16 protein-coding genes, 8 tRNA genes and 2 pseudogenes are annotated in these 26,583 nt (G+C 44.9%); 1 reads left to right on the forward strand and 25 read right to left on the reverse strand.

Going from position 1 to position 26,583, the window contains the following annotated elements:
• Positions 1-46 precede the first annotated feature (46 nt).
• The 19 genes and pseudogenes from P7F88_RS24455 to recA form a co-directional block, all read right to left on the reverse strand.
• Entirely contained in the window at positions 47-2,899 is a 2,853-nt protein-coding gene (locus P7F88_RS24455; protein WP_277829120.1) for a M16 family metallopeptidase, read from the reverse strand.
• A gap of 10 nt (positions 2,900-2,909) precedes the next feature.
• Positions 2,910-3,347, reverse strand: a pseudogene (locus tag P7F88_RS24460) (YqaA family protein); the annotation flags it as partial.
• Positions 3,344-4,297 (reverse strand): NADP-dependent oxidoreductase, encoded by a 954-nt coding sequence (locus P7F88_RS24465; protein ID WP_277829121.1) that lies wholly within the window; start codon positions 4,295-4,297, stop codon positions 3,344-3,346. The gene P7F88_RS24465 and the pseudogene P7F88_RS24460, both read right to left, overlap by 4 nt.
• A 229-nt stretch (positions 4,298-4,526) precedes the next feature.
• Positions 4,527-5,657 carry a sodium ion-translocating decarboxylase subunit beta gene (locus P7F88_RS24470; protein WP_277829122.1) on the reverse strand — a complete coding sequence of 377 codons (1,131 nt, stop codon included), beginning with the start codon at positions 5,655-5,657 and terminating at the stop codon, positions 4,527-4,529.
• Between the two features lie 9 nt (positions 5,658-5,666).
• Positions 5,667-7,463, reverse strand: a complete 1,797-nt coding sequence (gene oadA / locus P7F88_RS24475; protein WP_277829123.1) for a sodium-extruding oxaloacetate decarboxylase subunit alpha — start codon at positions 7,461-7,463, stop codon at positions 5,667-5,669.
• A gap of 35 nt (positions 7,464-7,498) precedes the next feature.
• The gene (locus P7F88_RS24480; protein WP_277829124.1) at positions 7,499-7,759 is read right to left on the reverse strand and encodes an oxaloacetate decarboxylase subunit gamma; all 261 of its coding nucleotides are present in this window, start codon (positions 7,757-7,759) and stop codon (positions 7,499-7,501) included.
• A gap of 468 nt (positions 7,760-8,227) precedes the next feature.
• Positions 8,228-8,304 (reverse strand) — tRNA-Arg (locus tag P7F88_RS24485).
• 36 nt (positions 8,305-8,340) lie between these two features.
• Positions 8,341-8,417: transfer RNA gene (locus P7F88_RS24490), tRNA-Arg, on the reverse strand.
• Between the two features lie 35 nt (positions 8,418-8,452).
• A tRNA-Arg gene (locus tag P7F88_RS24495) sits at positions 8,453-8,529 on the reverse strand.
• Positions 8,530-8,573: 44 nt separating this feature from the next.
• Positions 8,574-8,650: transfer RNA gene (locus tag P7F88_RS24500), tRNA-Arg, on the reverse strand.
• A gap of 46 nt (positions 8,651-8,696) precedes the next feature.
• Positions 8,697-8,773, reverse strand: a tRNA-Arg gene (locus P7F88_RS24505).
• 95 nt (positions 8,774-8,868) lie between these two features.
• A tRNA-Ser gene (locus P7F88_RS24510) sits at positions 8,869-8,961 on the reverse strand.
• A 12-nt stretch (positions 8,962-8,973) separates the two neighbouring features.
• Positions 8,974-9,050: transfer RNA gene (locus P7F88_RS24515), tRNA-Arg, on the reverse strand.
• Between the two features lie 37 nt (positions 9,051-9,087).
• Positions 9,088-9,180 (reverse strand) — tRNA-Ser (locus tag P7F88_RS24520).
• A 196-nt stretch (positions 9,181-9,376) separates the two neighbouring features.
• A complete protein-coding gene (gene csrA, locus P7F88_RS24525) occupies positions 9,377-9,574 on the reverse strand; it encodes a carbon storage regulator CsrA (protein ID WP_277829125.1) in 198 nt (65 codons plus the stop codon).
• An 87-nt stretch (positions 9,575-9,661) separates the two neighbouring features.
• Entirely contained in the window at positions 9,662-10,846 is a 1,185-nt protein-coding gene (locus tag P7F88_RS24530; protein ID WP_277829126.1) for an aspartate kinase, read from the reverse strand.
• A 131-nt stretch (positions 10,847-10,977) separates the two neighbouring features.
• Positions 10,978-13,566 (reverse strand): alanine--tRNA ligase, encoded by a 2,589-nt coding sequence (alaS, locus tag P7F88_RS24535; protein ID WP_277829127.1) that lies wholly within the window; start codon positions 13,564-13,566, stop codon positions 10,978-10,980.
• 159 nt (positions 13,567-13,725) lie between these two features.
• Positions 13,726-14,169: a recombination regulator RecX gene (recX, locus tag P7F88_RS24540; RefSeq protein WP_277829128.1), complete on the reverse strand. Its 444-nt coding sequence runs from the start codon at positions 14,167-14,169 to the stop codon at positions 13,726-13,728.
• Between the two features lie 60 nt (positions 14,170-14,229).
• Positions 14,230-15,270, reverse strand: a complete 1,041-nt coding sequence (gene recA / locus P7F88_RS24545; protein ID WP_277829129.1) for a recombinase RecA — start codon at positions 15,268-15,270, stop codon at positions 14,230-14,232.
• A gap of 156 nt (positions 15,271-15,426) precedes the next feature.
• On the opposite strand from recA, the gene modF reads away from it, so the two are divergent.
• Positions 15,427-16,884 carry a molybdate ABC transporter ATP-binding protein ModF gene (gene modF / locus P7F88_RS24550; protein WP_277829130.1) on the forward strand — a complete coding sequence of 486 codons (1,458 nt, stop codon included), beginning with the start codon at positions 15,427-15,429 and terminating at the stop codon, positions 16,882-16,884.
• Between the two features lie 22 nt (positions 16,885-16,906).
• Here the strand turns inward: modF and P7F88_RS24555 are convergent, their stop codons facing one another.
• The 6 genes and pseudogenes from P7F88_RS24555 to secA form a co-directional block, all read right to left on the reverse strand.
• On the reverse strand, positions 16,907-17,338 hold the full coding sequence (locus P7F88_RS24555) for a hypothetical protein (RefSeq protein WP_277829131.1): 432 nt from the start codon (positions 17,336-17,338) through the stop codon (positions 16,907-16,909).
• 162 nt (positions 17,339-17,500) lie between these two features.
• Positions 17,501-20,731, reverse strand: a complete 3,231-nt coding sequence (gene carB / locus P7F88_RS24560) for a carbamoyl-phosphate synthase large subunit (protein WP_277829132.1) — start codon at positions 20,729-20,731, stop codon at positions 17,501-17,503.
• Positions 20,732-20,746: 15 nt separating this feature from the next.
• The gene (gene carA / locus P7F88_RS24565) at positions 20,747-21,886 is read right to left on the reverse strand and encodes a glutamine-hydrolyzing carbamoyl-phosphate synthase small subunit (protein ID WP_277829133.1); all 1,140 of its coding nucleotides are present in this window, start codon (positions 21,884-21,886) and stop codon (positions 20,747-20,749) included.
• A gap of 510 nt (positions 21,887-22,396) precedes the next feature.
• The gene (gene dapB, locus P7F88_RS24570; RefSeq protein WP_277829134.1) at positions 22,397-23,206 is read right to left on the reverse strand and encodes a 4-hydroxy-tetrahydrodipicolinate reductase; all 810 of its coding nucleotides are present in this window, start codon (positions 23,204-23,206) and stop codon (positions 22,397-22,399) included.
• Between the two features lie 89 nt (positions 23,207-23,295).
• The gene (mutT, locus tag P7F88_RS24575; RefSeq protein ID WP_277829135.1) at positions 23,296-23,694 is read right to left on the reverse strand and encodes an 8-oxo-dGTP diphosphatase MutT; all 399 of its coding nucleotides are present in this window, start codon (positions 23,692-23,694) and stop codon (positions 23,296-23,298) included.
• Positions 23,695-23,770: 76 nt separating this feature from the next.
• A pseudogene (gene secA, locus P7F88_RS24580) lies at positions 23,771-26,502 on the reverse strand (preprotein translocase subunit SecA).
• Positions 26,503-26,583: the final 81 nt, after the last annotated feature.

Here is a 26,583-nt window from a genome sequence, read left to right on the forward strand (position 1 = left end):
ATCAAAAATAAGAGAAGCATTTTCGCCTCTCTTATTTATTGGTTCACTACTTCTGAATTTCAAGTTGCTCTACAGGAATATTCAGCTTTTGTAGCTGCGGGAGCAGTGATTCTGCATCGCCAACCACCACTATCTGGTAGTCATCCGGATGGAACCATTTACTCGCAATAGCATTCAGTTCTTCCTTCTGAACATTCTCCAGTAGCTCGTAACGTTGCTCGATATAGTCATCATCTAAAGAATAAACCAATATGTTCTGCAACAGCTGGGCCTTTTTAGATGGAGTTTCATACTTAAGTGCATCTTGTTGTCCAACAGCAAGGCGCATAAAGTTCATCTCCTTGTCTGTAATGCCTTTATCCGCATAGCTCTCCATCTCTTTGATAAACTCTTGTATCGATGGAACTGTAGAGTCCGCTCTCACCTGCGCATCAAATACGATAAGGCCAATTTCCCTGTTGCTCGCGTGATAACCACTGGCTCCGTAGGTATAACCTTTATCTTCTCTCAGGTTCTGGTTTATACGGCTATTAAAGTTACCAGCAAGATTAAAGTTCGCTAATCTAGAGAGGTATTGCTCACCAACGGCATCGTACGGCAAACCCGCCCTAACTAGCCGAACAACACTTTGCGGCGCCTGTGGTTTGTCTATCAGGTAGATCTTTTGCTTAGTTAACGTTGGTATTACTTGTGGTCTCAACAGAGGTGCATTCTCACCACTCCAGTCATTTAAAAACGCCAACTCATCTTCAAGCTTAGACTTAGAAATATCGCCAACCGCCAGCAGTTCTGCTCCCTGAGGCGTATAGTTAGAAGCGTAAAACGCCTTTACATCATCCAGCGTCAGAGATTCAACGGATGCTACAGTACCATCACTGGAACGACCGTATACCGTTCCCCCAAACAAGACTTGCCTTGTCGCCTGAGAAGCTAACCAGGAAGGTTTCTGATGCTCGTAGATCAATCCTTCTAATGATTGCTTTTTCAGCCTGTCAAAATCCTCTTGTTTAAATGCAGGTTTAAATAGCAACTCCTCAAGGATAGCCAGGGTTTCAGTTAGGTTTCTCTCCAGAGAGGATACGGTGATAGTCGTGGTATAGTTACCCGACCCCATGCTGATACTACTACCAAGCTTATCTAACTCTGCCTGAATCTTTTCGATACTTCTGAGCTGAGAGCCCTCCATGACCAAATCAGCAGTCATGGCAGCAAGACCTTCTTTTCCGGGAGCCACAAAACGGTTCCCAGCAGGAAGCTGAATCTGCAACAGAACAGTTGGGGTTTCAGAAGTCTTAGTACCCAGAACTTCCATACCGCTATCCATATGAAGGCGATAAAGTGTAGGCATTGTACCTTTAACCGCCTCACCAACGGCAGGCATCACCGAGCGGTCAAAATTATCGACCGCCTTCTCATACTTCAGTTCGCTATCCGCAATTTTGGTGTACTCGGGTAAAGTTCGAGGAGGTGTCACAAAGGTGGCATCCTGAACAGCAAGCTCCTTTTTACCCCTCGGAATAACACTTAAAGTAACCTTGTTTTTACCTTCTACGTATTTTTTATACACCTGCATTACTGACTCTGGTGTAACTGCTCGAATTTTCTCAAGTTCAGACTCAATGCGATCCGGCTGCCCATAAAAGGTCTCATTAGAGGCCAGTTGGGAAACCTTGCCTCTTACACTCTGCAAAGCGAATACCGCACCGGCTTCTGATCGACCGGTTATCTGCTCCAGCTTGTCGGGATTTGCTCCCTGTTTAGCAAACTTGTCCAAAACAGCCATCAATTCGTTGTAGATCGGCGTCAAATCGCCTTTTTCACCAGATTCGCCCATGCCATAGACATAAAAGCTACATGACAACTCGGAACATTGATGGAATGCACCAGCATCAATCGCTTTTTCTGTTTTCACCAGCTCCTGATAAAGAATGCTATTTTTGCCACCACCAAGGACTTCGGCCAGAGTATCTAAAGCGGTCTGGTCGTCATCACCTCGATAACCTGTTGGCCAACCGATCATCACCATCGGCTGGCGAATTCTGTCTTCCAATGTGATGAAACGGCTCTCGGGTAAAGTGACAGGCTGCTTTGGAGCCTTTTCAACTTCCGGGCCTCGTGGAATAGAACCGAAGTACTTCTTCACCCACTCTAGAGTTTGTTCGGTATCAATATCGCCACCAATAGTTAGCGTTGAGTTATTTGGCCCATACCAACGGAGGAAAAAGGCTTTAAGGTCATTTACATCAACCCGATCCAGGTCTTCTACATACCCGATCGTCTGCCAGGAATATGGGTGACCTTCAGGGTACATCGCTTCCCCGATGCGTTCCCACATCAAACCATAAGGTCTGTTATCGTAATTCTGAGCTCTTTCATTCTTAACCGTATCACGCTGAATCTCAAATTTACGCTGGGAAACCGCATCGATAAGAAACCCCATGCGATCCGATTCAAGCCAGAGCACTTTTTCCAGTTGGTTTGCTGGAACGGTTTCAAAGTAGTTAGTTCTGTCGCGGTTAGTCGTACCATTTAACGTACCACCCGCTTCGGTGATTATTTTAAAGTGTTCCTGATCTCCAACATGCTCTGATCCCTGGAACATCATATGTTCAAAGAAATGCGCAAATCCGGACTTTCCAACCTCTTCCCGGGCCGAACCTACATGATAGGTTACGTCAACATGTACTAGAGGATCAGAATGATCGGGGGCAAGTATCAAAGTAAGCCCGTTATCAAGTTCATACTTTGAGTAAGGAATATTAACTTTACCCGGAATATCCCCGACTTCTTCTACCAGAGTAATCCCTTGCGGTAAGTTTGAAATAATATCGAAATGAGCTGTCTGTGAGCAGCCATACAGGGCAGCCAGAGAAACAATTCCAAGCCAGATTTTTCTCATAAGAGTTCCTAAAAAAACCTAAAAATAGCGCAGCCAAAAGGCTGTATCTGAGAGCTTTACCAATAGCGACAAGAATCAGGCACGGTAAAAACTTCATACGTAACCAACCAGCCGCTAAACAAAGAGGGTCTCCAATCACAGGTAGCCAACTAAAGAGTAGCGCAAAGTATCCATGTTTGGTTAACCAGCGTATGGCTTTATGACCATGTTTTTCTTTCTGAGTTCGGTTAGGTAACCATAAACCTAGCCAATAGTTGGTCATACCACCTAACGTATTACCAATGGTGGAAACTAACACAACGGTTGTAACTGAATATTGTTGGAGTGTCAGCGTTGCGACAAGTGTCGCTTCTGAACTTCCAGGAAGAAGAGTCGCGCTAAGAAAGCCTGAGGAAAACAGTACCCAAAGCGCTGACTCACTAAACCAGTGGGAAAACGTGTCTATCAATGTTGCATGTCAAGTAATACCTTGCCTCGTGTTCTGCCCGTTTCTACCTGTTTATGTGCTTCCGCAACGTCTTTGTATGAGTATACCTTCTGAACTTCTGTCTTTAACAGACCAACACTTACCATATATAACATGGTTTCGAGCTGCTCAATGTCCGGTTCGACCAGCATTCCCGTTGCTTCAAAACCCAGTAGCTTTGCTTTTTCACAAATTATATCTGCGGTAATAGTTGGAACAGTCACCACTCTCGCACCATCTTTCAGGCATTTAAGCGCATCCAGAGCGGCATCTCCGCCAACCAGATCAATTAGGACATCAACATCAGTTAAACGTTCCGATACAGGTGCAAACTGATAGTTGATAGCGTGAGCACCCAGGTTGGCAAGGAAATCCAGGTTCGCTTCACTGCATGTCGTGTAAACCTCAGCCTGAGCGGCTACCGCAATCTGAACAGCCAAATGCCCTACGCCACCGGCTCCAGCCAGAATCAATACGCGATCTTCAGCTGTCACACCAACTTTGTTCATCGCCTGAGCCGCTGTTTGACCGCCAGCTGGAAGTACGGCGGCACCCTCAAGGGTAACGGCATCTGGAACCCGGCATAGCTTTTCTTCAGGTACACATAAGTACTGACTATAGCCACCACCATCAAGCGGGAAGCCGACGAGACCAGCAACGTAATTATCAACATCAAGCGATTTAACACCTTCACCGAGTTTTACAACTTTACCTGAGATGTCATAACCCGGTGTCCAGGGAAGTTTATCTTTGTTCTGCTCTGCAGCCCATCCCAAGCCTGCGCGAGTTTTATAATCAATAGGATTTACCCCTGCAAAGAATACTTTGACTAATACTTCTCCAGCTTCTGGTTCTGGTATTGGCTCACTTTGAATCGCTAATACTTCTGGACCACCAAACTTAGTGATTACAATTTTTTTATTCTCTGTCATGTAAATTTCCCTATCAATCCAAAGCTAAATCGTCATTCCGGAATGAACCTAAGCGAATATCCGGAATCTAATAACAAAGCGCAAAATCAGATTCCGTACTACGCTCGTCCCTCGCTATACGGAATGACGGTATTTCTGCAAAAACAAAAGGGATGCATTAAGCATCCCTTTGACTATAAACCATTTTCACCGGTTTGGTTAGACTCTGTACAAGAGTTAAGCTCTCAAATTAGCCAACAAGTGCCAGTAGAATACCTGCAGCTACTGCAGAACCAAGAACACCAGCAACGTTTGGCCCCATCGCGTGCATTAGCAGGAAGTTGTGTGGGTTTGCCTGAAGACCAACCTTGTTAACAACACGTGCTGCCATTGGCACTGCAGATACACCAGCCGCACCAATAAGTGGGTTGATATCCTCTTCTGAGTACTTGTTAAGTAGCTTAGCCATCAGTACGCCACAAGCTGTACCGATACTGAACGCTACGGCACCAAGAGCCAGAATACCCAAGGTTTCTACATTCAGGAACTTATCTGCCTGGAGCTTAGAACCAACACCCAGGCCAAGGAAGATAGTCACAATGTTGATCAGCTCATTCTGAGCCGTTTTCGACAAACGCTCTACCACACCTGCTTCACGCATCAGGTTACCCAAACAGAACATACCAACCAGCGGAGTTGCCGGGGGTAGGAACAGGATAGCCATTAGCAATACTGCAAGAGGGAAGATAATCTTCTCGGCCTTACCAACATGACGCAACTGAGCCATCTTGATCTTACGCTCATCTTCAGTAGTCAGAGCTTTCATAATCGGTGGCTGGATAATAGGAACAAGTGCCATGTAGCTATACGCTGCTACGGCAATTGCACCTAATAAGTCCGGCGAAAGCTGGCTAGAGAGGAATATTGCTGTCGGGCCATCTGCACCACCGATAATCGCGATAGAAGATGCATCTGCAAGCGAGAACTCCATACCTGGAATGTAGTTAAGCAAAATCGCACCAAACAGTGTCGCGAAGATACCGAACTGTGCTGCTGCGCCTAACCACAGCGTTTTAGGGTTAGCGATAAGCGCACCGAAGTCGGTCATTGCACCTACCCCCATGAAGATAAGAAGCGGGAAGATCCCGGTTTCAATACCTGCATAGTAAACGTAGTAAAGCAGACCACCTTCTTCGGTAAACCCAGCGCCCGGAATGTTTGCCAGAATGGCACCAAAACCGATCGGCAGCAGTAGTAAGGGCTCAAAGCCCTTACGAATCGCCAGAAACAGCAACAAACAACCAACAATGATCATGGCGATCTGGCCAAAATCGAAGTTCGCTATCCCTGTCTCAGACCAAAGAATCAATAAACCGTCCATGATTCTCCCTTATGCAAGACTCAGAAGTGGTGCACCCACTGCAACTGAATCGCCTTCTTTAACCTGAATGTCAGCAACTGTACCCGCACGAGTCGCACGAACTTCAGTCTCCATCTTCATCGCTTCAAGAATTATAAGAACATCACCTTCAGCTACCTGAGCACCTGGCTGAACATTTACCTTGAAGATTGTACCCGCCAGAGGCGCTGGAACAGCTTCTGCATTTGCGGCAGTTGCTGGCGCTGCAGCCGGGGCTGGTGTAGGCGCAGGAGAACCGGCTGGAGTTACGGATGTTAGTTGTCCCTGAGGACCAACTTCAACATCGTATACCTGGCCATCAACCTTCACGCTGTAAGACTCAATACCGCCTGCTGCTGGTGCAGCCGTTGGAGCTGGAGCGGCTTTAGCTTCAGGCTCGGTACCAGGTGCTGGCTCAAATGCATCTGGGTTACGACGATTCTTAAGGAACTTCAGACCTACCTGAGGGAACAGAGCATAAGTCAGTACGTCATCAACTGTGTCCTCAGCTAACGAGATACCTTCTACTTTCGCTTTCTCAAGAAGATCAGTAGTTAATGCATCTAGCTCGTCTTCAATAAGATCAGCTGGACGGCAAGTTACAGGCTCAGCACCATCAAGAACTCTAGCCTGAAGCTCTTTGTTAACTTCTGCTGGAGCAGAACCATATTCACCTTTAAGCACACCTGCTGTTTCTTTAGTAATGCTCTTATAGCGCTCACCAGTTAGAACGTTGATTACAGCCTGTGTACCTACGATCTGAGACGTTGGTGTTACCAATGGAATAAAACCAAGATCTTCACGTACGCGTGGGATCTCTTCCAGTACCTCATCAATACGATCTGCAGCACCTTGCTCTTTTAGCTGGCCTTCCATGTTGGTTAACATGCCACCAGGAACCTGAGCAATAAGAATACGTGAGTCCACACCTTTCAGCTGACCTTCCCACTTCGCGTACTTCTTACGTACTTCACGGAAGTAAGCCGCGATAGGTTCAATCTGATCAAGCTTCAGGCCAGTGTCACGCTCAGTACCTTCAAGCATTGCAACAACGGTTTCCGTTGGAGTATGGCCATAAGTCTGGCTCATTGAAGAAATAGCGGTATCCAGAATATCCAGACCCGACTCCACTGCTTTCACTGCGGTTGCAGTCGAAAGACCCGTTGTTGCGTGGCAGTGAAGTGCAAGTGGCACATCACAAGATTCTTTAATCCGGGTGATCAGCTCTTCTGCTTCATAAGGCTTAAGCAGACCTGACATATCTTTAATACATAAAGAGTGACAACCAAGATCCTCAAGACGCTTCGCTAGATCTACCCACGTATCAGCATTGTGTACCGGGCTGGTCGTGTACGAAAGCGTGCCCTGAGCGTGAGCACCAACATCGATTGCTGACTTAACCGCTTTCTGGAAGTTACGAACGTCGTTCATCGCATCAAAGATACGGAATACGTCCATACCATTAGCGTGAGCACGCTCTACGAATTTTTCTACAACATCATCACCATAATGACGATAGCCCAACAGGTTCTGCCCACGAAGAAGCATCTGCATTGGGGTATTCGGCATCGCCTTTTTCAGCTCACGTAAGCGCTCCCATGGGTCTTCGCCCAAGAAACGGATACATGAATCAAATGTAGCGCCACCCCATGTCTCTAAAGACCAGTAGCCAACTTTGTCTAGCTCGGCCGCAATCGGTAACATATCTTCGATACGCATACGAGTAGCGAATAGCGATTGGTGAGCGTCGCGTAGTACTACGTCGGTAATAGCAAGTGGTTTAGACATGCTTATAAACTCCTTTTATTCCTGCTCAAAGCTACTTACTTAGCGTTAGAGTTGCGGTACTTATGTACAGCAGCAGAAATAGCTGCAACAACTTGTGGGCTAACAGTAGATGATGATGTTGGTTGAACTTGTGAATTTTGAATTGGTGCTGGGATCGGTTGTGGTACTTCTTCTGGAAGTAACCGTGACATCAACCGAACTAGGTAAACGAGAATAGTAAGAAAAACAAAAACCACGGCCATCCCTGTGACCATCAGCGTAGCTGCTTCCCCTAATAAGCTTCCAATATCTGTCATTATGCTTCCTTTCTTGTCATCCTGACAAAATGCCAAATTCGATTTTTCCATATAGCGAACTTGACGCGGCTTAGGATTATCTCGATTGGAAAATAATTGTCAATTTGGTTTACAGGTGTATGAAAGATAACACACAAATTTAGCGCCATTTATGGACAAATAACGACTTTAAACTCTATTTGTCATTATTTTTAGTCTATTTAACTAGGCGTTAACGATAACTTAAGGGAAAAAGTACAAGATTAATGCGATATGAGTAATAAAACTGATATTTTCAATTAAAAAACAATTACATGTAAATAAAATGTTACATAAAAACATACATTAAATTAACACTAATAGCCATCTTTGTTGTTCTGCTGTTTTGTTGATAATGGCGCATGGACCAGACTGTTGCTAATCATTAACTGAACTTAGGCAAAGTACCTGAAATGAGAAAGGCCTTGCAGAAGCAAGGCCTTGAGATGATGGCGCGCTCGGAAGGATTCGAACCTTCGACCGCCTGGTTCGTAGCCAGGTACTCTATCCAGCTGAGCTACGAGCGCGCAATATAATTTTGTTTACATCTAAATGTGAAAGAATGGCGCGCTCGGAAGGATTCGAACCTTCGACCGCCTGGTTCGTAGCCAGGTACTCTATCCAGCTGAGCTACGAGCGCGCAATATAAATTGTTTACATTTAAATGTGAAAGAATGGCGCGCTCGGAAGGATTCGAACCTTCGACCGCCTGGTTCGTAGCCAGGTACTCTATCCAGCTGAGCTACGAGCGCGCAGTAATTCTTTTTGTATGAACATAATAAAAGGTAGTAGAAAATGGCGCGCTCGGAAGGATTCGAACCTTCGACCGCCTGGTTCGTAGCCAGGTACTCTATCCAGCTGAGCTACGAGCGCACTGAGATATTTTCTATAACCAAATGATTATATTCATTTTTAATAATGGCGCGCTCGGAAGGATTCGAACCTTCGACCGCCTGGTTCGTAGCCAGGTACTCTATCCAGCTGAGCTACGAGCGCGCGAGGTTGTGAAGTCTATCACACTTTAGTTTCTAAGAAACTAAAAAAATGGCCTTTTTTGACCATTTAGTCAACTTGCAACTAAGCAAGTTAAATGGCGGTGAGGGAGGGATTCGAACCCTCGATACGGCTACAAACCGTATACTCCCTTAGCAGGGGAGCGCCTTCAGCCTCTCGGCCACCTCACCTTTTTTATAGAATGGCGCGCTCGGAAGGATTCGAACCTTCGACCGCCTGGTTCGTAGCCAGGTACTCTATCCAGCTGAGCTACGAGCGCGTTGTCTATAATCTGCAAGTATTTTCAATAAAGAAAATGGCGGTGAGGGAGGGATTCGAACCCTCGATACGGCTACAAACCGTATACTCCCTTAGCAGGGGAGCGCCTTCAGCCTCTCGGCCACCTCACCATCTTGCGGACGCACATATTACGATTTACCAAAAATATGTCAATGACTTTCTGATATTAAATCGGTAAAAATTGTGTGATAGAACAGGATTCAACCAATAGTGGTTAGATTGCTACTTTTTTGTCACTTTTCATGGCGAAAAAGCAGTCAGATGAAAAGAAAAAGGCTAGTGAACACACTAGCCTTAATATCTGGATTAGTAGTTGCCCGAACCAGGGTTACCAGTACCCTTTTCTGCTTGTATACGCATATAAATTTCTTCACGGTGAACCGATACTTCTTTTGGCGCGTTTACACCAATACGTACCTGATTACCTTTTACGCCAAGAACCGTAACGGTAACTTCATCACCAATCATTAAAGTTTCGCCTACTCGGCGAGTCAAAATCAGCATTCTGTGCTCCTTGAGTGATCTCTGAACTATATCTCTTTATTCTGCTTATTATTCACAAATTCGATAGGCCCGTAAATTAGCTTAACACTAAATTACGGCTAATTTATCTTGTTTTTCAACAAGGTCTCTCGCAACTATGAAAGTCTCGTGAATAATATTAGCTGCTCTTTCTACTACTTCTAGTTTAAGTAATAACATTGAAAATTGCTGACCGGTTGTCGAAGCAAAGATCTCTATCGCATTTTCCGAAAGAATTTCAGTTGAGTGTTGAACAATTCCTTCTGCCTTACTGCCTACGCATGTAAGTGAACTCACCTGTTCACTATTACGGATTTTGTCGCCAAAAACCAGTGCTATCTTGTCGAAAGACTCTTGTTTAACAACAACACCTTGTCGATTTGTATCCTCGATCACAGTCCAGACCTGGATACCAAGCAATCGGCATTGCTTAACAAGGCCATCGAATTCTAACTTATCTACATGGATAAAAACGAGATCTTTTTGAATTGCGATACCGCAAACGCCATGTAGACACTCACTCCCTTTTACCAGAGTGCCTGAGTCTTCAGAAAACGAAGAGCGAACTCGAAGTGGAATACTCTTACCTTTCGCTTCGACAACGCACGGCAGGTGTAGAACTTTGGCGCCTTTTCGTGCCATCTCTTCCATATTTGGAAAGTCAATAATATTAAGTTTCTTAGCGTCGCCGACAATACGAGGATCACATGTATATATACCGTCTACATCTGTAAAAATCTGGCACTCATCGGCTTGCAAAGCACCGGCAATAGCGACAGCTGTCGTATCAGAGCCACCACGACCCAGAGTCGTAATATCTCCATTTTCATTTATTCCCTGAAAACCCGCTACAATTACGATCTGATCGTCTGACAGAAGTTCATTAATCGAGTCTGTTTTAATATTTCTGATAGTTGCGTCATTGTGCAGGTTGTCGGTGTAAATACCGGCCTGTCCGCCAGTTAATGAGCTCGCTTTGTACCCCATGTTATTTAGCGTCATGGACAATAAAGACATCGAAACCTGCTCACCAGCCGACAGCAAAACGTCAAGCTCACGCGCATCTGGCACCGCATCAATTTCTTTTGCCAGGCTCATTAAACGGTTTGTCTCACCCGACATAGCTGAGACAACCACCACCAGATTAATGCCAGACTCTTTAATTTGAACAACACGCTCAGCAACCATTTTGATACGTTCTATAGTACCTACAGAAGTACCACCAAACTTTAAAACATGTAGCGGCTTTTTCACCGGCTTCCACCTTCCCCGAGAATTAATCTCGTCCGTATTTGTATACTCAGTTATAAACAGAAAAACCAACTAACCGCGGTTAGTTGGCTTTGTTTTACTCTATTCTTGAACTAGAACTTCAAGACAGTCAGTTATTCGCCCAAACGCTCTTCTAACCAAGGCTGAACAGACTTAAGTGCTTCTGGTAGTGCATCCACATCGGTACCACCAGCCTGAGCCATGTCAGGACGACCGCCGCCTTTACCACCAACCTGCTGCGCTACAAGATTAACTAACTCACCAGCTTTAACCTTGCCAGTAAGATCTTTAGTTACACCTGCAATAAGGCCGACTTTGCCGTTCGCTACGTTTGCCAGAAGAATAATACCGCTGCCAACCTGGTTCTTGATATCGTCTACCATGGTACGAAGGTTCTTGTTATCTGCACCTTCAAGTGCTGCTACCAACACTTTATGACCAGCGATATCCTGAACCTTGCCCATTACGTTTGCACTTTCAACGGCAGCCAGTTTGTCTTTAAGCTGCTGGATCTCTTTTTCCAGAGATTTTGCTTTTGAAGCAGAATCTGAAAGCTTCTCTTCGTACTGCTTCTGCTGAGCTTCAATTGCATCCAGTGCAGCTTCACCAGTTACCGCTTCAATACGGCGGATGCCTGCTGCAATACCACCTTCTGAAGTGATCTTAAACAGGCCGATATCACCAGTATTACTAGCGTGGATACCACCACAAAGTTCTGTCGAAAACTCACCCATTGAAAGTACGCGCACTTCATCGTCATACTTTTCGCCAAACAATGCCATTGCGCCTTTTGCTTTCGCAGACTCAATATCCATTACATTGGTTTCAATATCGTGGTTGGTACGAACCTGAAGGTTAACCAGACGCTCTACTTCTCTTAGCTCTTCTGGTTTCACAGCTTCTAGATGAGAGAAGTCAAAACGCAGGTTTTCTGGCTTCACAAGAGAACCTTTCTGAGCCACATGCTCGCCAAGTACAGTGCGAAGTGCTGCATGCAGAAGGTGGGTAGCAGAGTGGTTCAGAGAGATAGCTGCACGACGCTCTGCATCAACGATAGCTTCAACCTTGTCACCTTTAGCGAACACACCTTCAGTTAGCTCGCCATGGTGTGCAATTGCATTACCCAGCTTTTGTGTGTCTTCAACTTTGAAAAGGCCAGTTGTTGTTTTTAGTACACCAGCATCGCCACACTGACCGCCCGATTCTGCATAGAATGGGGTCTCATTCAGTACTACGATTGCTTTATCACCAGCAGATAGCGTTTCTGCTTCCTGACCTTCCACGAACAGAGCCACAACGTCTGAGTTACTCTCAGTACCTTCGTAACCACGGAATTCTGTTGAAGCATCAACTTTAATTGCTTCGTTGTAATCAGTACCAAACTGACCAGCTTCACGAGCACGCTGTCGCTGAGCTTCCATCGCTTTTTCGAAGCCTTCTTCGTCGATAGAGAGCTCTCTTTCACGAGCTACGTCGTTGGTTAAGTCAGCCGGGAAACCGTAAGTATCGTATAGTTTAAATACGGTTTCGCCATCAAGAACCTTACCATCAAGGCTATCCAGCGCTTCTGTAAGGATTGTCATACCACGTTCAAGTGTACGACCAAAGTTTTCTTCTTCGATTCGAAGTACTTTTTCCACTAGCTCTTGTTGCTTCTTAAGCTCAGCACCAGCAGTACCCATCACATCTGCAAGTACACCAACTAGTTTGTAGAAAAATGCACCTTGTGCGCCAAGCTTGTTGCCGTGACGAACTGCACGACGAATGATACGACGAAGCACATAACCACGACCTTCGTTCGATGGCATAACACCATCAACAATCAGGAATGCACAAGAACGAATATGGTCAGCAACTACACGCAGAGACTGATTAGAAAGATCTTCGTGACCTGTTACTTCAGCAGCAGCTTTAATTAGTGTCTGGAATACATCGATTTCATAGTTTGAGTGAACGCCCTGCATAATTGCTGCAATACGCTCGATACCCATACCAGTATCAACAGATGGCTTAGGTAGCGGTTCCATAGTACCGTCGACATGACGGTTGAACTGCATAAATACGTTGTTCCAGATCTCAATAAAACGGTCACCGTCTTCTTCTGGAGTACCAGGACGGCCGCCCCAAATGTGCTCGCCGTGATCATAGAAGATCTCAGTACATGGACCACAAGGACCAGTGTCACCCATCTGCCAGAAGTTATCTGACTCGTAAGGTTTTCCGCCTTTTTTGTCGCCAATACGAACAATGCGATCGGCTGGAATATTCATCTTTTTATTCCAGATATCAAACGCTTCATCATCAGTTTCGTATACTGTTACTAGCAGCTTCTCTTTTGGTAGCTTAAGAGTTTCCGTCAGGAACTCCCAAGCGTACGCAATTGCATCTTCTTTAAAGTAGTCACCGAAGCTGAAGTTGCCTAGCATTTCGAAGAATGTGTGGTGACGAGCTGTGAAACCTACGTTTTCAAGGTCATTATGCTTACCACCGGCACGTACACAACGCTGGGCTGTAGTGGCTCGGGTATAGGCTCGTTTTTCTAAGCCAAGGAAACAATCTTTAAACTGGTTCATACCCGCATTGGTAAATAGCAATGTTGGATCATTTGCTGGTACCAATGAAGAACTATCTACAATTTGGTGTCCTTTGCTTTCAAAGAACTTTAGAAACGCACTGCGTATCTCGTCGGTGCTCATGTACATGCGACTCTTCCTGAAACTTTCGAGATGGAAATCTGGAGGGGGCAGAAACGCCCACAATAATTTAATGGCGGGTATTGTATACTCAAATCAATATAAGATGCGAGCTAATGAAAAAATTAATTCAGGTGCAACAGAGAAATAACCAGTCGCCAGACCGTATCAGTCGTCGGCCTTTAATGCATAATTGATCTGCTCGAAATCAAAACCTCTATACTGAAGGAATCGAACCTGCTTAGCATACTCCTTCTGATCTGACGCCTTCTTACCTTTAAACTTCTTTTCAGCTACGGCTTTAGCCAACTCAAACCAGTCTACTTCCTCAGACTCAATAGCCCGATAAATCAACTCTTCATCAACGCGTTTAAACGAAAGCTCTTGTTTGATTCTGTTTACGCCATGTCCTTTAGAGACATGCTGACGCACCTGGCTTTGAGCATAACGAAGATCATTGAGATAGTTGCTTTCAACACAGTACTGAACCGCCTTTTCAGCATCTCCTTCCGAATAACCTTTGCTTTTAAGTTTCTGCAGCAATTCAAATCGGCCATGGTCGCGGCGAGATAAAAGATAAATGGAGGTTTCTAGTGCAGTAAATGTAGACATATAAAAATCAGGTAAAAAAGAAGGGCGCAAGCGCCCTTCTTCTATAGTTAACTATTTAAATTACTTAGCATCCAGCGGCATTTCTGCTTCTGCATCGTCTTCTTCGATTACAGCTGGAGTCAGTAGCATTTCACGCAGCTTAGTATCGATCTCTTTCGCTGCTTCAGGGTTTTCACGAAGGAACTTACAAGCATTTGCTTTACCCTGACCGATCTTATCGCCTTTGTAGCTGTACCAGGCACCCGCTTTTTCAACAAGCTTGTGTTTAACACCAAGGTCAACCAATTCACCCTCAGCGTTGAAGCCCTGACCATACATAATTTGTGTATGAGCCTCTTTAAATGGCGCAGCAATCTTGTTCTTAACGACCTTAATCTTGGTTTCGTTACCAACCACTTCATCACCTTCTTTGATAGCGCCGGTACGACGAATATCAAGACGAACAGAAGCGTAGAACTTAAGTGCGTTACCACCAGTAGTTGTTTCAGGGTTACCGAACATCACACCGATCTTCATACGGATCTGGTTGATGAAGATACACATACAGTTTGACTGCTTAAGGTTACCAGTTAGCTTACGCATAGCCTGAGAAAGCATACGTGCCTGAAGACCCATGTGGCTGTCGCCCATCTCGCCTTCAATTTCAGCTTTAGGTGTAAGAGCTGCAACGGAGTCAACAACCAGTACGTCGACCGCACCTGAACGAGCTAGCGCATCACAAATTTCAAGCGCCTGCTCACCAGTGTCTGGCTGAGACACAAGCAGGTCATCGATATTAACACCCAGTTTTTTTGCGTAGACAGGATCAAGAGCGTGTTCTGCATCAACGAAAGCACAAGTTTTGCCTTCACGCTGAGCGGCGGCAATCAGTTCAAGAGTTAGCGTTGTTTTACCTGAACTTTCTGGACCGTAGATTTCAACAATACGTCCCATTGGAAGGCCACCAGCACCAAGAGCAATATCCAGAGACAGTGAGCCAGTAGATACTGTTTCAACATCCATAGTGCGGTTGTCACCAAGGCGCATGATAGAACCTTTACCAAATTGTTTTTCAATCTGACCAAGCGCCGCGGCAAGAGCCTTCTGTTTGTTCTCGTCCATTACTTTCTCCACACAAAGTGATTTTTTATTTCTGCGGTTCATTATACTGTTGATTCATACAGTGTCTATACCTGTGTAAACTTTTTTTGTTTTCTCGCGATCTACTCCTAACTTGAAGTAAGATTTGATAAACAACGTAGAAAAAGTAAAGCAGATATGGAAATCGTTTTTAATCAGTTAAATGCCAACACACCAACCTACCAGCTTAAAATTGATAGCTGGACTATCGAAAATAATCAGTCCTGGGGAATATTCAGTACCGACGGCGATGTAGGTTCCTTGCTTGGCGATTTACTTTGTGAATCACATCCAGCTTCCTCAGGCTCTTTTACAGCAAGCGGGGAAAAAATAGCTCAAGTATCACTGGTTGAGCAACAAAGATTGTTAGAGTCAGAGATTGCTAAAGACGATACCGACTTTCTGGACCGAATTGATACCGGAAGCACGGTATTTTCTCTCATAAGCGAAAATAGCAATGACGAACAATTATTTAATTCTCTTATCAAAGATCTGGATCTTGAGCATCTGAAAGATTCCGGGTTTCGAGTTCTTTCTACAGGCGAGACCCGCCGAGTTATGCTCGCTAGAGCAATAGCTACGTCTCCTGAACTCATCGTACTGGACGAACCCTTTACCGGACTCGATGTAGAGCATAGAAAAACTCTGGCTGAATATCTGAATAAGCTTTCCTCACACATCCAGATGATCGTTATTGTTTCCCGTGAAGAGGATATGCCTGAGTGGATAGAAAATATCGCTCTTTTCAGTTCAGGAAAACTGGAAGAGAAGATGATGAAATCTGACTGGGATAGCCACCCGATAATCACGCAGTTAAAACAGCAATCTAAGGAACAGAGTGAACAGATCATGTCGCTCATTCGAAGCCATAGACATCAGGCTAAATTTGATAACCCCGTATTCCAGCTTACAGATGGAAAGGTTGCTTATACCGAAAAAGTCATTTTTTCGGAAGTCAACTGGCGTATTAACAACGGTGAACACTGGCAGGTAAAAGGGCCGAACGGTAGTGGTAAAAGCACCCTACTTGGACTTATATTTGGCGACCATCCTCAGTGTTATAGCAACGATATTCAAATCTTTGGCAAGCAAAGAGGCAGTGGCGAAACGATCTGGGAAATAAAGCAACATATAGGCATGGTGTCGTCAGCGCTCCACTTACAATACCGGGTAAACTGTAGTGCGTTGGAAGTTATTATTTCTGGCTTTTACGACTCTATAGGCTTATATCAAAAACCCTCAAAGCAAGAAGTAGAGGTAGCCAAAGAGTGGCTGGAAATTCTACACATGAGCCAGTTTAGAAATATAGCGTTTAAACAACTTGAGTATGGCCAGCAAAGACTACTGTTAATCGCCCGCGCGATAGTAAAACAACCAACACTTCTTATTTTGGATGAACCATACCAGGGACTGGACTTCCTGGGGCGAAGGCTGGTTAAAAATACTCTCGAGTTAATTGCCAGAGAAAACTTGAGCCAACTTCTTTATGTTTCTCATTACGAAGATGATGCCCTTGAAAACATCCAAAATTATCTGGAATTTACCCCCGGCCGGCCAATCGAAGGATTCAAGGCCAACATAACAGGACAAGCGTAAAATATATGAAAGGCCCCGGGATTTACTTCCCGGACACCTTATCGACATGCCATGTTCCATGGCAGGCTGCATTAGTTACCTTCCAGTCGCCTGCCATTCTCTGATTAATAATTTGCCCAGAGAATCTGTAGCCCCAGCGTTGACTGTCTGAATACAGTACAACCTCTCCCTTCTCGGACACCCAGCCAGTCAGATTGGTATTGTTATAGACCAACTTAAGTTCTACTTCACCTTTTGATATTTTACCTGTGATTGCTGTATCCAGGCAGATAGAATCTCCGCTTACATCATGACGCTCCCCAAGCCATAATCCATCGTAATCATTTGAAATAGGAAAAGGCGGCTGTGCAGGTTTGGGTTCTGTAAGAGGGGCTTTATCTACTTTTGACAAGCTAACCACACCCACCGCAACCAGAAGAGCAAGCAGGGGGTAAATCACCTTAGGTTTTATCATTTATGTTTATCCATAGTTACAACTGCAAACGAGGTGAAGAGGATATTATTGCCTTCTGCAAAGTGCGCATTAAATTGTTATTTAGGGCAGTTTATTTCGAGTAAGTTCAAAAAAGGCGACCCGAAGGTCGCCTTTAACATTAAGCACTTAATCAATTAATGATTAAGACAGGCTTTCCTGTACTTTTGCATGTAGTTCCTGAACTGAAGTAACAGAGTTACGTGCGTCCTCAGTCTGAGACATACACGCAGCAAATGCCGCATTAAGTGTGGTTGTGTAGTTCACTTTCTCAGCAAGAGCACCACGACGAAGAACCTTAGAGTCTTCGATTGCCTGACGACCCGCAGTGGTGTTGATGATGTAGGTGTACTCATTGTTCTTGATTCGGTCAAGAATATGAGGGCGTCCTTCATGTACCTTGTTAACCAAACGAGGGTTGATACCCGCTTCACCAAGAATAACCGCAGTACCGTGAGTAGCATCCAGCTGATATCCAAGCTTAGTTAGCTTAGAAGCGAGGTCAACAACACGCTGTTTGTCATCGTTACGCACAGAAAGAAGTGCACGACCACCTTCTGGATAAACATGGCCACAGCCAAGTTCAGCTTTCGCGTAAGCTTCTGCAAATGTAGCACCTACACCCATAACTTCACCCGTTGAGCGCATTTCAGGACCAAGTAAAGGGTCAACGCCTGGGAATTTGTTGAATGGCAGAACTACCTCTTTAACAGAGTAGTAAGGAGGAACAATCTCTTTGGTAAAGCCCTGAGACTCAAGAGTCTGACCTGCCATTACACGAGCAGCAATCTTAGCAAGCGGCGCTCCCGTTGCTTTTGATACAAATGGTACTGTACGCGCAGCTCGAGGGTTAACCTCAATCAGATATACCTCGTTGTCTTTAACCGCGAACTGAGTGTTCATCAGACCGCGCACACCCAGTTCAAAAGCAAGCTTCTCAACCTGAGTACGCATTACATCCTGAATTTCCTGGCTTAGTGTATAAGCAGGAAGTGAACATGCAGAGTCACCAGAGTGAACACCAGCTTGTTCGATGTGCTCCATAATACCGCCGATAACAACGCGCTCACCATCACAGATTGCGTCGATATCAACTTCAGTCGCATCATCAAGGAAGCGGTCAAGAAGAACCGGAGATTCATTCGACACGCTTACTGCTTCGTTAAAGTAACGGCGCAGGTCAGCTTCATCGTATACAATTTCCATCGCACGACCACCAAGTACATAAGATGGACGAACAACCAGTGGGAAGCCGATTTCTTTAGATTTCTCTACTGCCTGCTCGATAGCGGTAACTGTTGCGTTTTCTGGCTGCTTAAGGCCCAGACGTTCAACTGCAGCCTGGAAACGTTCACGGTCTTCCGCACGGTCGATTGCATCAGGGCTTGTACCGATGATTGGTACACCAGCAGCTTCAAGTGCGCGAGCCAGCTTAAGTGGAGTCTGACCACCGTACTGAACGATAACGCCTTTTGGCTTTTCAACTCGAACGATAGAAAGCACGTCTTCCAGAGTTACTGGTTCGAAGTACAGACGATCTGATGTGTCGTAGTCAGTTGAGACAGTCTCAGGGTTACAGTTAACCATAATGGTTTCGTAACCATCTTCACGCAGTGCAAGAGATGCGTGTACACAGCAGTAGTCAAACTCGATACCCTGACCGATACGGTTCGGACCACCGCCAAGAACCATGATCTTGTCTTTATCAGTTGGGTTTGCTTCACACTCTTCATCATAAGAAGAGTACATGTAAGCAGTATCTGAAGAGAACTCCGCAGCACAGGTATCTACACGTTTGTAAACAGGGTGAATATCGAACTGATCACGTGCACGGCGAATTTCGCTTTCAGCTACACCAAGCAGGTCAGACAGACGAGCATCTGAGAAACCTTTACGCTTAAGCTTGCGAAGTGCAGCTTCATTCAGACCAGCGTAGCCTCCCGCTTTTACTTCTTCTTCAAGCTTAACCAGCTCTTCAATCTGAACCAGGAACCAGCGGTCAATCTGAGTCAGATTGAAAACACCATCAATTGACATGCCCGCACGGAAAGCATCAGCGATGTACCAGATACGTTCTGCGCCTGCTTCTTTCAACTCGTAACGGATCTTAGTCAGTGCATCAGGAGCATCCAGATCAACCATAGGATCGAAGCCGTTTACACCAACTTCTAAACCACGAAGTGCTTTCTGTAGTGATTCTTGCTGGTTACGACCGATAGCCATAACTTCACCAACCGACTTCATCTGAGTTGTCAGACGGTCGTTCGCACCCGCGAACTTCTCAAAGTTAAAGCGAGGAATCTTAGTTACTACGTAGTCGATTGTTGGCTCAAACGATGCTGGAGTTGCGCCACCAGTGATGTCGTTCATTAGCTCGTCAAGAGTAAAGCCTACAGCCAGTTTTGCTGCTACTTTTGCAATCGGGAAACCTGTTGCTTTAGAAGCAAGCGCAGAAGAACGAGATACACGTGGGTTCATTTCGATGATAACCATACGGCCATCTTTCGGGTTGATACCAAACTGTACGTTAGAACCACCAGTTTCTACACCAATTTCACGCAGCACTGCTAGCGATGCGTTACGCATCAGCTGATATTCTTTATCTGTCAGTGTTTGCGCCGGTGCTACTGTAATTGAGTCACCAGTGTGGATACCCATTGGGTCGAAGTTTTCGATAGCACATACGATGATACAGTTGTCGTTTTTATCACGAACCACTTCCATCTCGTACTCTTTCCAGCCAATCAGAGATTCATCGATTAGAAGCTCGTTCGTCGGAGAAAGATCCAGACCACGGCTACAGATCTCTTCGAACTCTTCCTTGTTATACGCGATACCACCACCGGTACCACCCATTGTAAAGGAAGGACGGATAATACATGGGAAGCCAACCATATCCAGAACCTTGTAAGCTTCTTCCATGCTTTTAGCTGTATCCGCGCGCGGACACTCGAGGCCAATTGACTTCATTGCCGCATCAAATCGAGAACGGTCTTCAGCTTTATCGATAGCGTCAGCCGTTGCACCAATCATCTCTACGCCAAACTCTTCCAGCACACCTTGCTTTTCAAGCTCAAGTGCACAGTTAAGAGCCGTCTGACCACCCATAGTAGGAAGAACCGCGTCTGGACGCTCTTTTTCAATAATCTTACGTACAACTTCCCACTGAATAGGCTCGATGTAAGTTGCATCTGCCATTTCCGGGTCTGTCATAATAGTTGCAGGGTTTGAGTTAACCAGGATTACTCGGTAACCCTCTTCACGAAGCGCTTTACACGCCTGTGCACCAGAGTAGTCAAACTCACACGCCTGACCGATAACAATCGGGCCAGCACCAAGGATTAGAATACTTTTAATGTCATTACGTTTTGGCATTCTCTACGGCTCCAATTAAGCTTTGTGCTGTTGAATTAGTTCAATAAAGTGGTCGAATAGTGGCGCTGCATCATGTGGACCAGGGCTCGCTTCAGGGTGTCCCTGGAAGCTGAATGCAGGCTTATCAGTACGATGGATACCTTGCAGAGAACCATCAAATAGCGATTTATGTGTCGCTCTCAGATTTTCTGGCAGTGTGTCTTCATCTGCAGCAAATCCGTGGTTTTGCGAGGTAATCATTACCACATCACGGTCAAGGTCTTTAACCGGGTGGTTAGCACCGTGGTGACCAAATTTCATTTTTACTGTTTGTGCGCCAGACGCAAGAGCAAGAATCTGGTGACCAAGACAGATACCAAAGATTGGCAAGCCTTTATCAAGGAATGTTTTGGTCGCTTCGATAGCATATGTACATGGTTCTGGGTCACCAGGGCCATTTGACAAGAATACGCCATCAGGATTCATTGCCAGAACTTCTTCCGCACTTGTTTGTGCAGGAACAACTGTCAAACGACAACCACGGTCTACTAACATACGCAGGATATTGCGCTTAGCACCGAAGTCGTAAGCCACAACATGGAATGGTAGCTCGCTATCATCTTTAGCTTCAGGTAGTCCGTTCTCCAGAGTCCACGAACCTTGTTTCCAAGGGTAAGCTTCTTGAGTTGTTACTTCTTTCGCCAAATCCATGCCTTTAAGGCCTGGGAACTCTTTTGCTTTTGCAAGAGCTAAAGCTTCATCAATATTGTTACCAGCTACGATACAACCGTTCTGAGCACCCTTTTCACGAAGAATGCGCGTTAGCTTACGCGTATCGATATCAGCGATACCAACAATATTCTGTGATTTCAGGTAATCAGAAAGTGTTTGTTCATTTCGAAAGTTTGAAGCGATTAGCGGAAGGTCGCGAATCACAAGCCCCTGAGCATGAATAGAAGAAGATTCTTCGTCTTCAGAGTTAGTGCCGGTATTGCCAATATGAGGATAGGTGAGAGTAACAATTTGTTGAGAATAGGAAGGATCAGTGAGGATTTCTTGGTACCCCGTCATCGAGGTATTAAAAACGACTTCACCAACGGCAGTTCCATCCGCGCCAATGGATACTCCGTGGAATACTGTCCCGTCTTCCAGGACTAGCAGTGCTGACTTACTCAAGACAACCTCCAGAATAAAAATGCATAAATTGTGTATTAATTTGCAATTCTACCTTCCTTTTAGACATAAAAAAACAGTCTATTGGAATTTAGATAAACGGCGGCATTCTACGTAGAAGTGTGACTAGTGTCAACAAACAATAGTTATAAAATACTTCATTTTAACTATTACACTTATTTTTCAGCTTTAAAGTGCCAAAAACCATATAAAAGATCGTTAGAAGCATCCATTTTTTATACAAATGGCTCCAATATCTACATTTTCACAGCAATTAATTGAGAGAAAAAATTTACCACCAAAAGCAAACGATAACCAAACAAATAAACCGTTACTTTAGAGCACTTAAACCACAAAAATCATTAAAGGCAATTAAAATCATAAATTAAAGCTATGATTTATCGATTAAAGCGGCTAGTAAAGTTATAGGATATAGGTGAGAAAGAGCAAATGCGTCAAGTATTCTTGACGCATAAATATGTAATTGAGGGAATTTATTTTTGAGTGCTGATTTTATAGTTCATCAAGGCCGAGAACTTCAGTCATTGTATAGAAGCCTGCCTCTTTTTCGTTTAGCCAGATTGCCGCTCTTACCGCACCATTAGCAAATGTCATACGGTCAGTCGCTTTATGGGTGATCTCAACGCGCTCACCAATATCCGCAAACATAGCCGTGTGTTCACCTACAATGTCACCTGCTCGTATTGTTGCAAAACCGATCTCGTCTTTAGTACGCTCTCCGGTAATACCCTCACGAGCATATACCGCAACATCACTAAGCTCATTCCCCATAGCAGATGCAATAGCTTCACCCATACCAATTGCCGTACCGGAAGGTGCATCAACCTTGTGACGGTGATGCGCTTCTACGATCTCAATATCGGTATAATCACCCATCACTTTTGCTGCTTTTTCTAGCAGCTTAAATACTAGGTTTACACCTACGCTGTAGTTTGGAGCAAGCACGAGAGGAATAACTTTTGCAGCTTCATCAATTTGCTGCTTTTCATCTTCAGAGAAGCCCGTTGTACCGATAACGATCTTTTTCTGATACTTCTTACACAACTCAATATTCGCTAGTGTGCTTACCGGTGCAGTAAAGTCGATGATAACGTCAAATTCTTCGATACTTTTTTCAAGGTTATCTACTAACGAGATATTGAAACTTCCTTCACCACATAGCTCACCGATGTCGACTCCAACAAGTGAAGACTCCGGACGTTCAGAACCAGCGCCAACTGAGGAGTTAGGGTTATGGTGGGTAGCTTTGACCAGATTACGGCCCATGCGGCCAGCAGCTCCTGCGATCGCAATTCTTACCATTGCGTTATTCTCCATTCTTTTAGGGGATTTCAATTCCATCCCTCTAAAGTAATAAAAAAGGTGAGACGCGTAAACATCTCACCTATCTTTTATTTATATTCTTCTATAACTCTGTTCAATATCGGCACATTAGCTTCGGGAAACTCAAAATTTGCTAACCTGGATATCTCTACCCACTCACCCTTTTGCCCTTCTTTTCCATAAGGTTCGTTTAGGAAGTCTGTAACAACAAAGAAATCAAACATCAGCGACTTGTCCGAGTAATCGTGAGTCAAAGCTTCAAAATGGTGTAGTTTCGTAACTTCTATGCCAATCTCTTCAAACAACTCGCGAACTGTCGCTTGCTCTGCGGTTTCGCCTTGCTCTACTTTACCGCCAGGAAACTCCCACAGACCACCTTTATGTGCTTTATCCGGTCTCTTAGTAATAAAGACTTTATCCTGGACGGAATTCAAAATGATAGCCGCTGCAATATGAACTCTTTTCATTCTCTCTTTTCCATAAAAAAGCCTACTAACTTTTAGCAAGTCAATAGGCTTAGAACTAAGTTTCTAGCAGTTGGTATTAGCTAAGTTTACCGTGACACTGTTTGAACTTCTTACCAGAGCCGCAAGGACAAGGATCGTTACGACCAACTTTAGCGCCCTCGCGAACAACCGGGCGCTGCGCTGCGTTCTCACCTTGCTCCTGCCCACCATCGTCTAGTTGGTTTTCAGCTGCCTGGTGCTGGAACTGCTGGCGACGAGCAGCTTCTTCAGCCTGCGCACGACGCTGAGCTTCCATACGCTCAACTTCTTCTTGTTGCTGTACGCGAACCTTACTCAGGATCTGAACAACTTCGAATTTCAGTGTCTCAAGCAGGTTCTCAAACAGCTCGAATGATTCACGCTTATATTCCTGCTTAGGGTTCTTCTGAGCATAACCACGTAGATGAATACCCTGACGAAGGTGATCCATGGCAGCAAGGTGCTCTTTCCATAGGTTGTCCAGAGTTTGCAGCATAACCGACTTCTCAAAGTTGCGCAGAACCTGCTCACCCACAGTCTCTTCTTTGCCTTTGTATACTTCAACTGCGGTTTCAAGAATCTTCTCGCGAAGCGCTTCTTCGTATAGCTTATCGTCTTCATCCAGCCACGCCTGAACAGGTGCATCCAAATCGAAGTCGTTCTTCAAACGCTCTTCCAGACCAGCAACATCCCACATTTCTTCCAGAGATTGTGGTGGGATATATTCATCAACAACCGATGCAAACACATCTTCACGGTTGTGTGTGATCATTTCACTGATGTCATCAACACTCATCAGCTCATCACGTAGCTCGTATACTACCTTACGCTGGTCATTCGCAACATCATCGAACTCTAGAAGCTGTTTACGGATATCGAAGTTACGGCCTTCAACTTTACGCTGTGCTTTTTCGATAGAACGAGAAAGCATGCGGCTTTCAATTGCTTCACCTTCATCCATACCACTCTGAATAAGACCAGCCATACGATCTGAAGTGAAGATACGCAGTAGGGAGTCTTCCATCGATAGGTAGAAACGAGATGAGCCAGCATCACCCTGACGACCAGAACGACCACGCAGCTGGTTATCAATACGACGAGATTCATGACGCTCAGTACCAATAATATGAAGACCACCAGACTCAAGTACTGCATCGTGGCGAACCTTCCAATCAGCTTTGATCTTAGCTACTTGATCGTCTGTTGGATTCTCAATTTTAGCGAGTTCAGCCTGCCAGCTACCACCCAGAACGATATCGGTACCACGACCAGCCATGTTGGTCGCAATAGTTACCGCTGAAGACGCACCAGCATTTGCTACGATATCAGCTTCCTGCTCGTGGAATTTCGCGTTCAGTACATTGTGCTTGATCTTAGCTTTCTTAAGCGCATTAGACAGAAGTTCTGATTTTTCGATAGAAACCGTACCAACAAGAATCGGCTGACCTTTGGCTACTCGATCTTTGATATCTTCAATGATCGCATTAAATTTCTCAGCTTCAGTACGGTAAACCACATCCGCCATATCATCACGGATCATTGGTTTATTTGTTGGGATAACAACCGTTTCCAAGCCATAGATTGACTGGAACTCGAATGCTTCAGTATCTGCTGTACCTGTCATACCAGACAGCTTTTCATACAGACGGAAGTAGTTCTGGAAGGTAATGGATGCCAGAGTCTGGTTTTCGTTCTGGATCTTAACGCCTTCTTTAGCTTCTACTGCCTGATGAAGACCTTCAGACCAACGACGACCTGGCATTGTACGGCCAGTGTGTTCATCAACGATGATAACTTCGTCATCTTTAACGATGTAATCTACGTCTTTTTCAAATAGTACATGAGCTCGAAGTGCAGCGTTTACGTGGTGCAGCAAGCTAATATTAGCAGGAGAGTAAAGCGTATCTCCCTCTTCCATCAAACCATTTTTAGTAAGCAGCTCTTCTACAAACTCCTGACCATTTTCAGTCAGGTGAACCTGTTTAGACTTTTCGTCTACGGTATAGTGACCATCACCACGATACTCTTCAGAGTCTTCTTGATCCTGCTTTTCAAGGCTAGGGATCAGTGTATTGATTCGAGTGTAAAGATCAGAACTGTCTTCAGCCGGGCCAGAAATGATAAGAGGAGTACGAGCTTCATCGATAAGGATCGAGTCAACTTCATCGACTACAGCAAAGAAACGTTCACGCTGTACACGGTCTTCATTGCGGAAAGCCATGTTGTCACGAAGGTAGTCAAAGCCAAATTCGTTGTTTGTACCGTATAGTACGTCACAGCGGTACGCTGCTTGTTTCTCAGGCGGTGCCATATTCGGCACGTTTACGCCTACGGTCATACCTAGGAATTCGAATAGTGGACGGTTTGTTTCTGCATCTCGCTTAGCCAGATAGTCGTTCACTGTTACGATGTGAACGCCTTTGCTTGGAAGTGCATTCAGGTAAGCAGGAAGTGTCGCTGTAAGGGTTTTACCTTCACCCGTACGCATCTCTGCGATCTGGCCAGTGTTAAGAACCATACCACCAATAAGCTGAACGTCGAAGTGACGCATGCCAAATACACGCTTAGAGGCTTCTCTTACTGTAGCAAAAGCTTCTGGTAGCATTTGATCAAGAGTTTCACCTTTCTCAAGACGCTCACGGAACTCAGCCGTTTTGGCTTTTAGTTCTTCATCTGAAAGCGCTTCAAAATCTGGCTCGTAGTTGTTGATCTGTTTTACTATTTTCTTAATCGTCGCAGAGTTCGGTCATTGCGACTGCCAATTACCTTTGTCAGTAGCTTAGTTATCATTTGTTGTGAATCTCTTGTTATCTGGCCTTCACAGCCTAAAAGTTGCTTTCAGTCTCTATCACTAAGAATACTGAGAATAAT

This window comes from Vibrio hannami (genome assembly GCF_029589055.1).
In the GTDB taxonomy this organism is placed as follows: Bacteria; Pseudomonadota; Gammaproteobacteria; order Enterobacterales; family Vibrionaceae; genus Vibrio; species Vibrio hannami.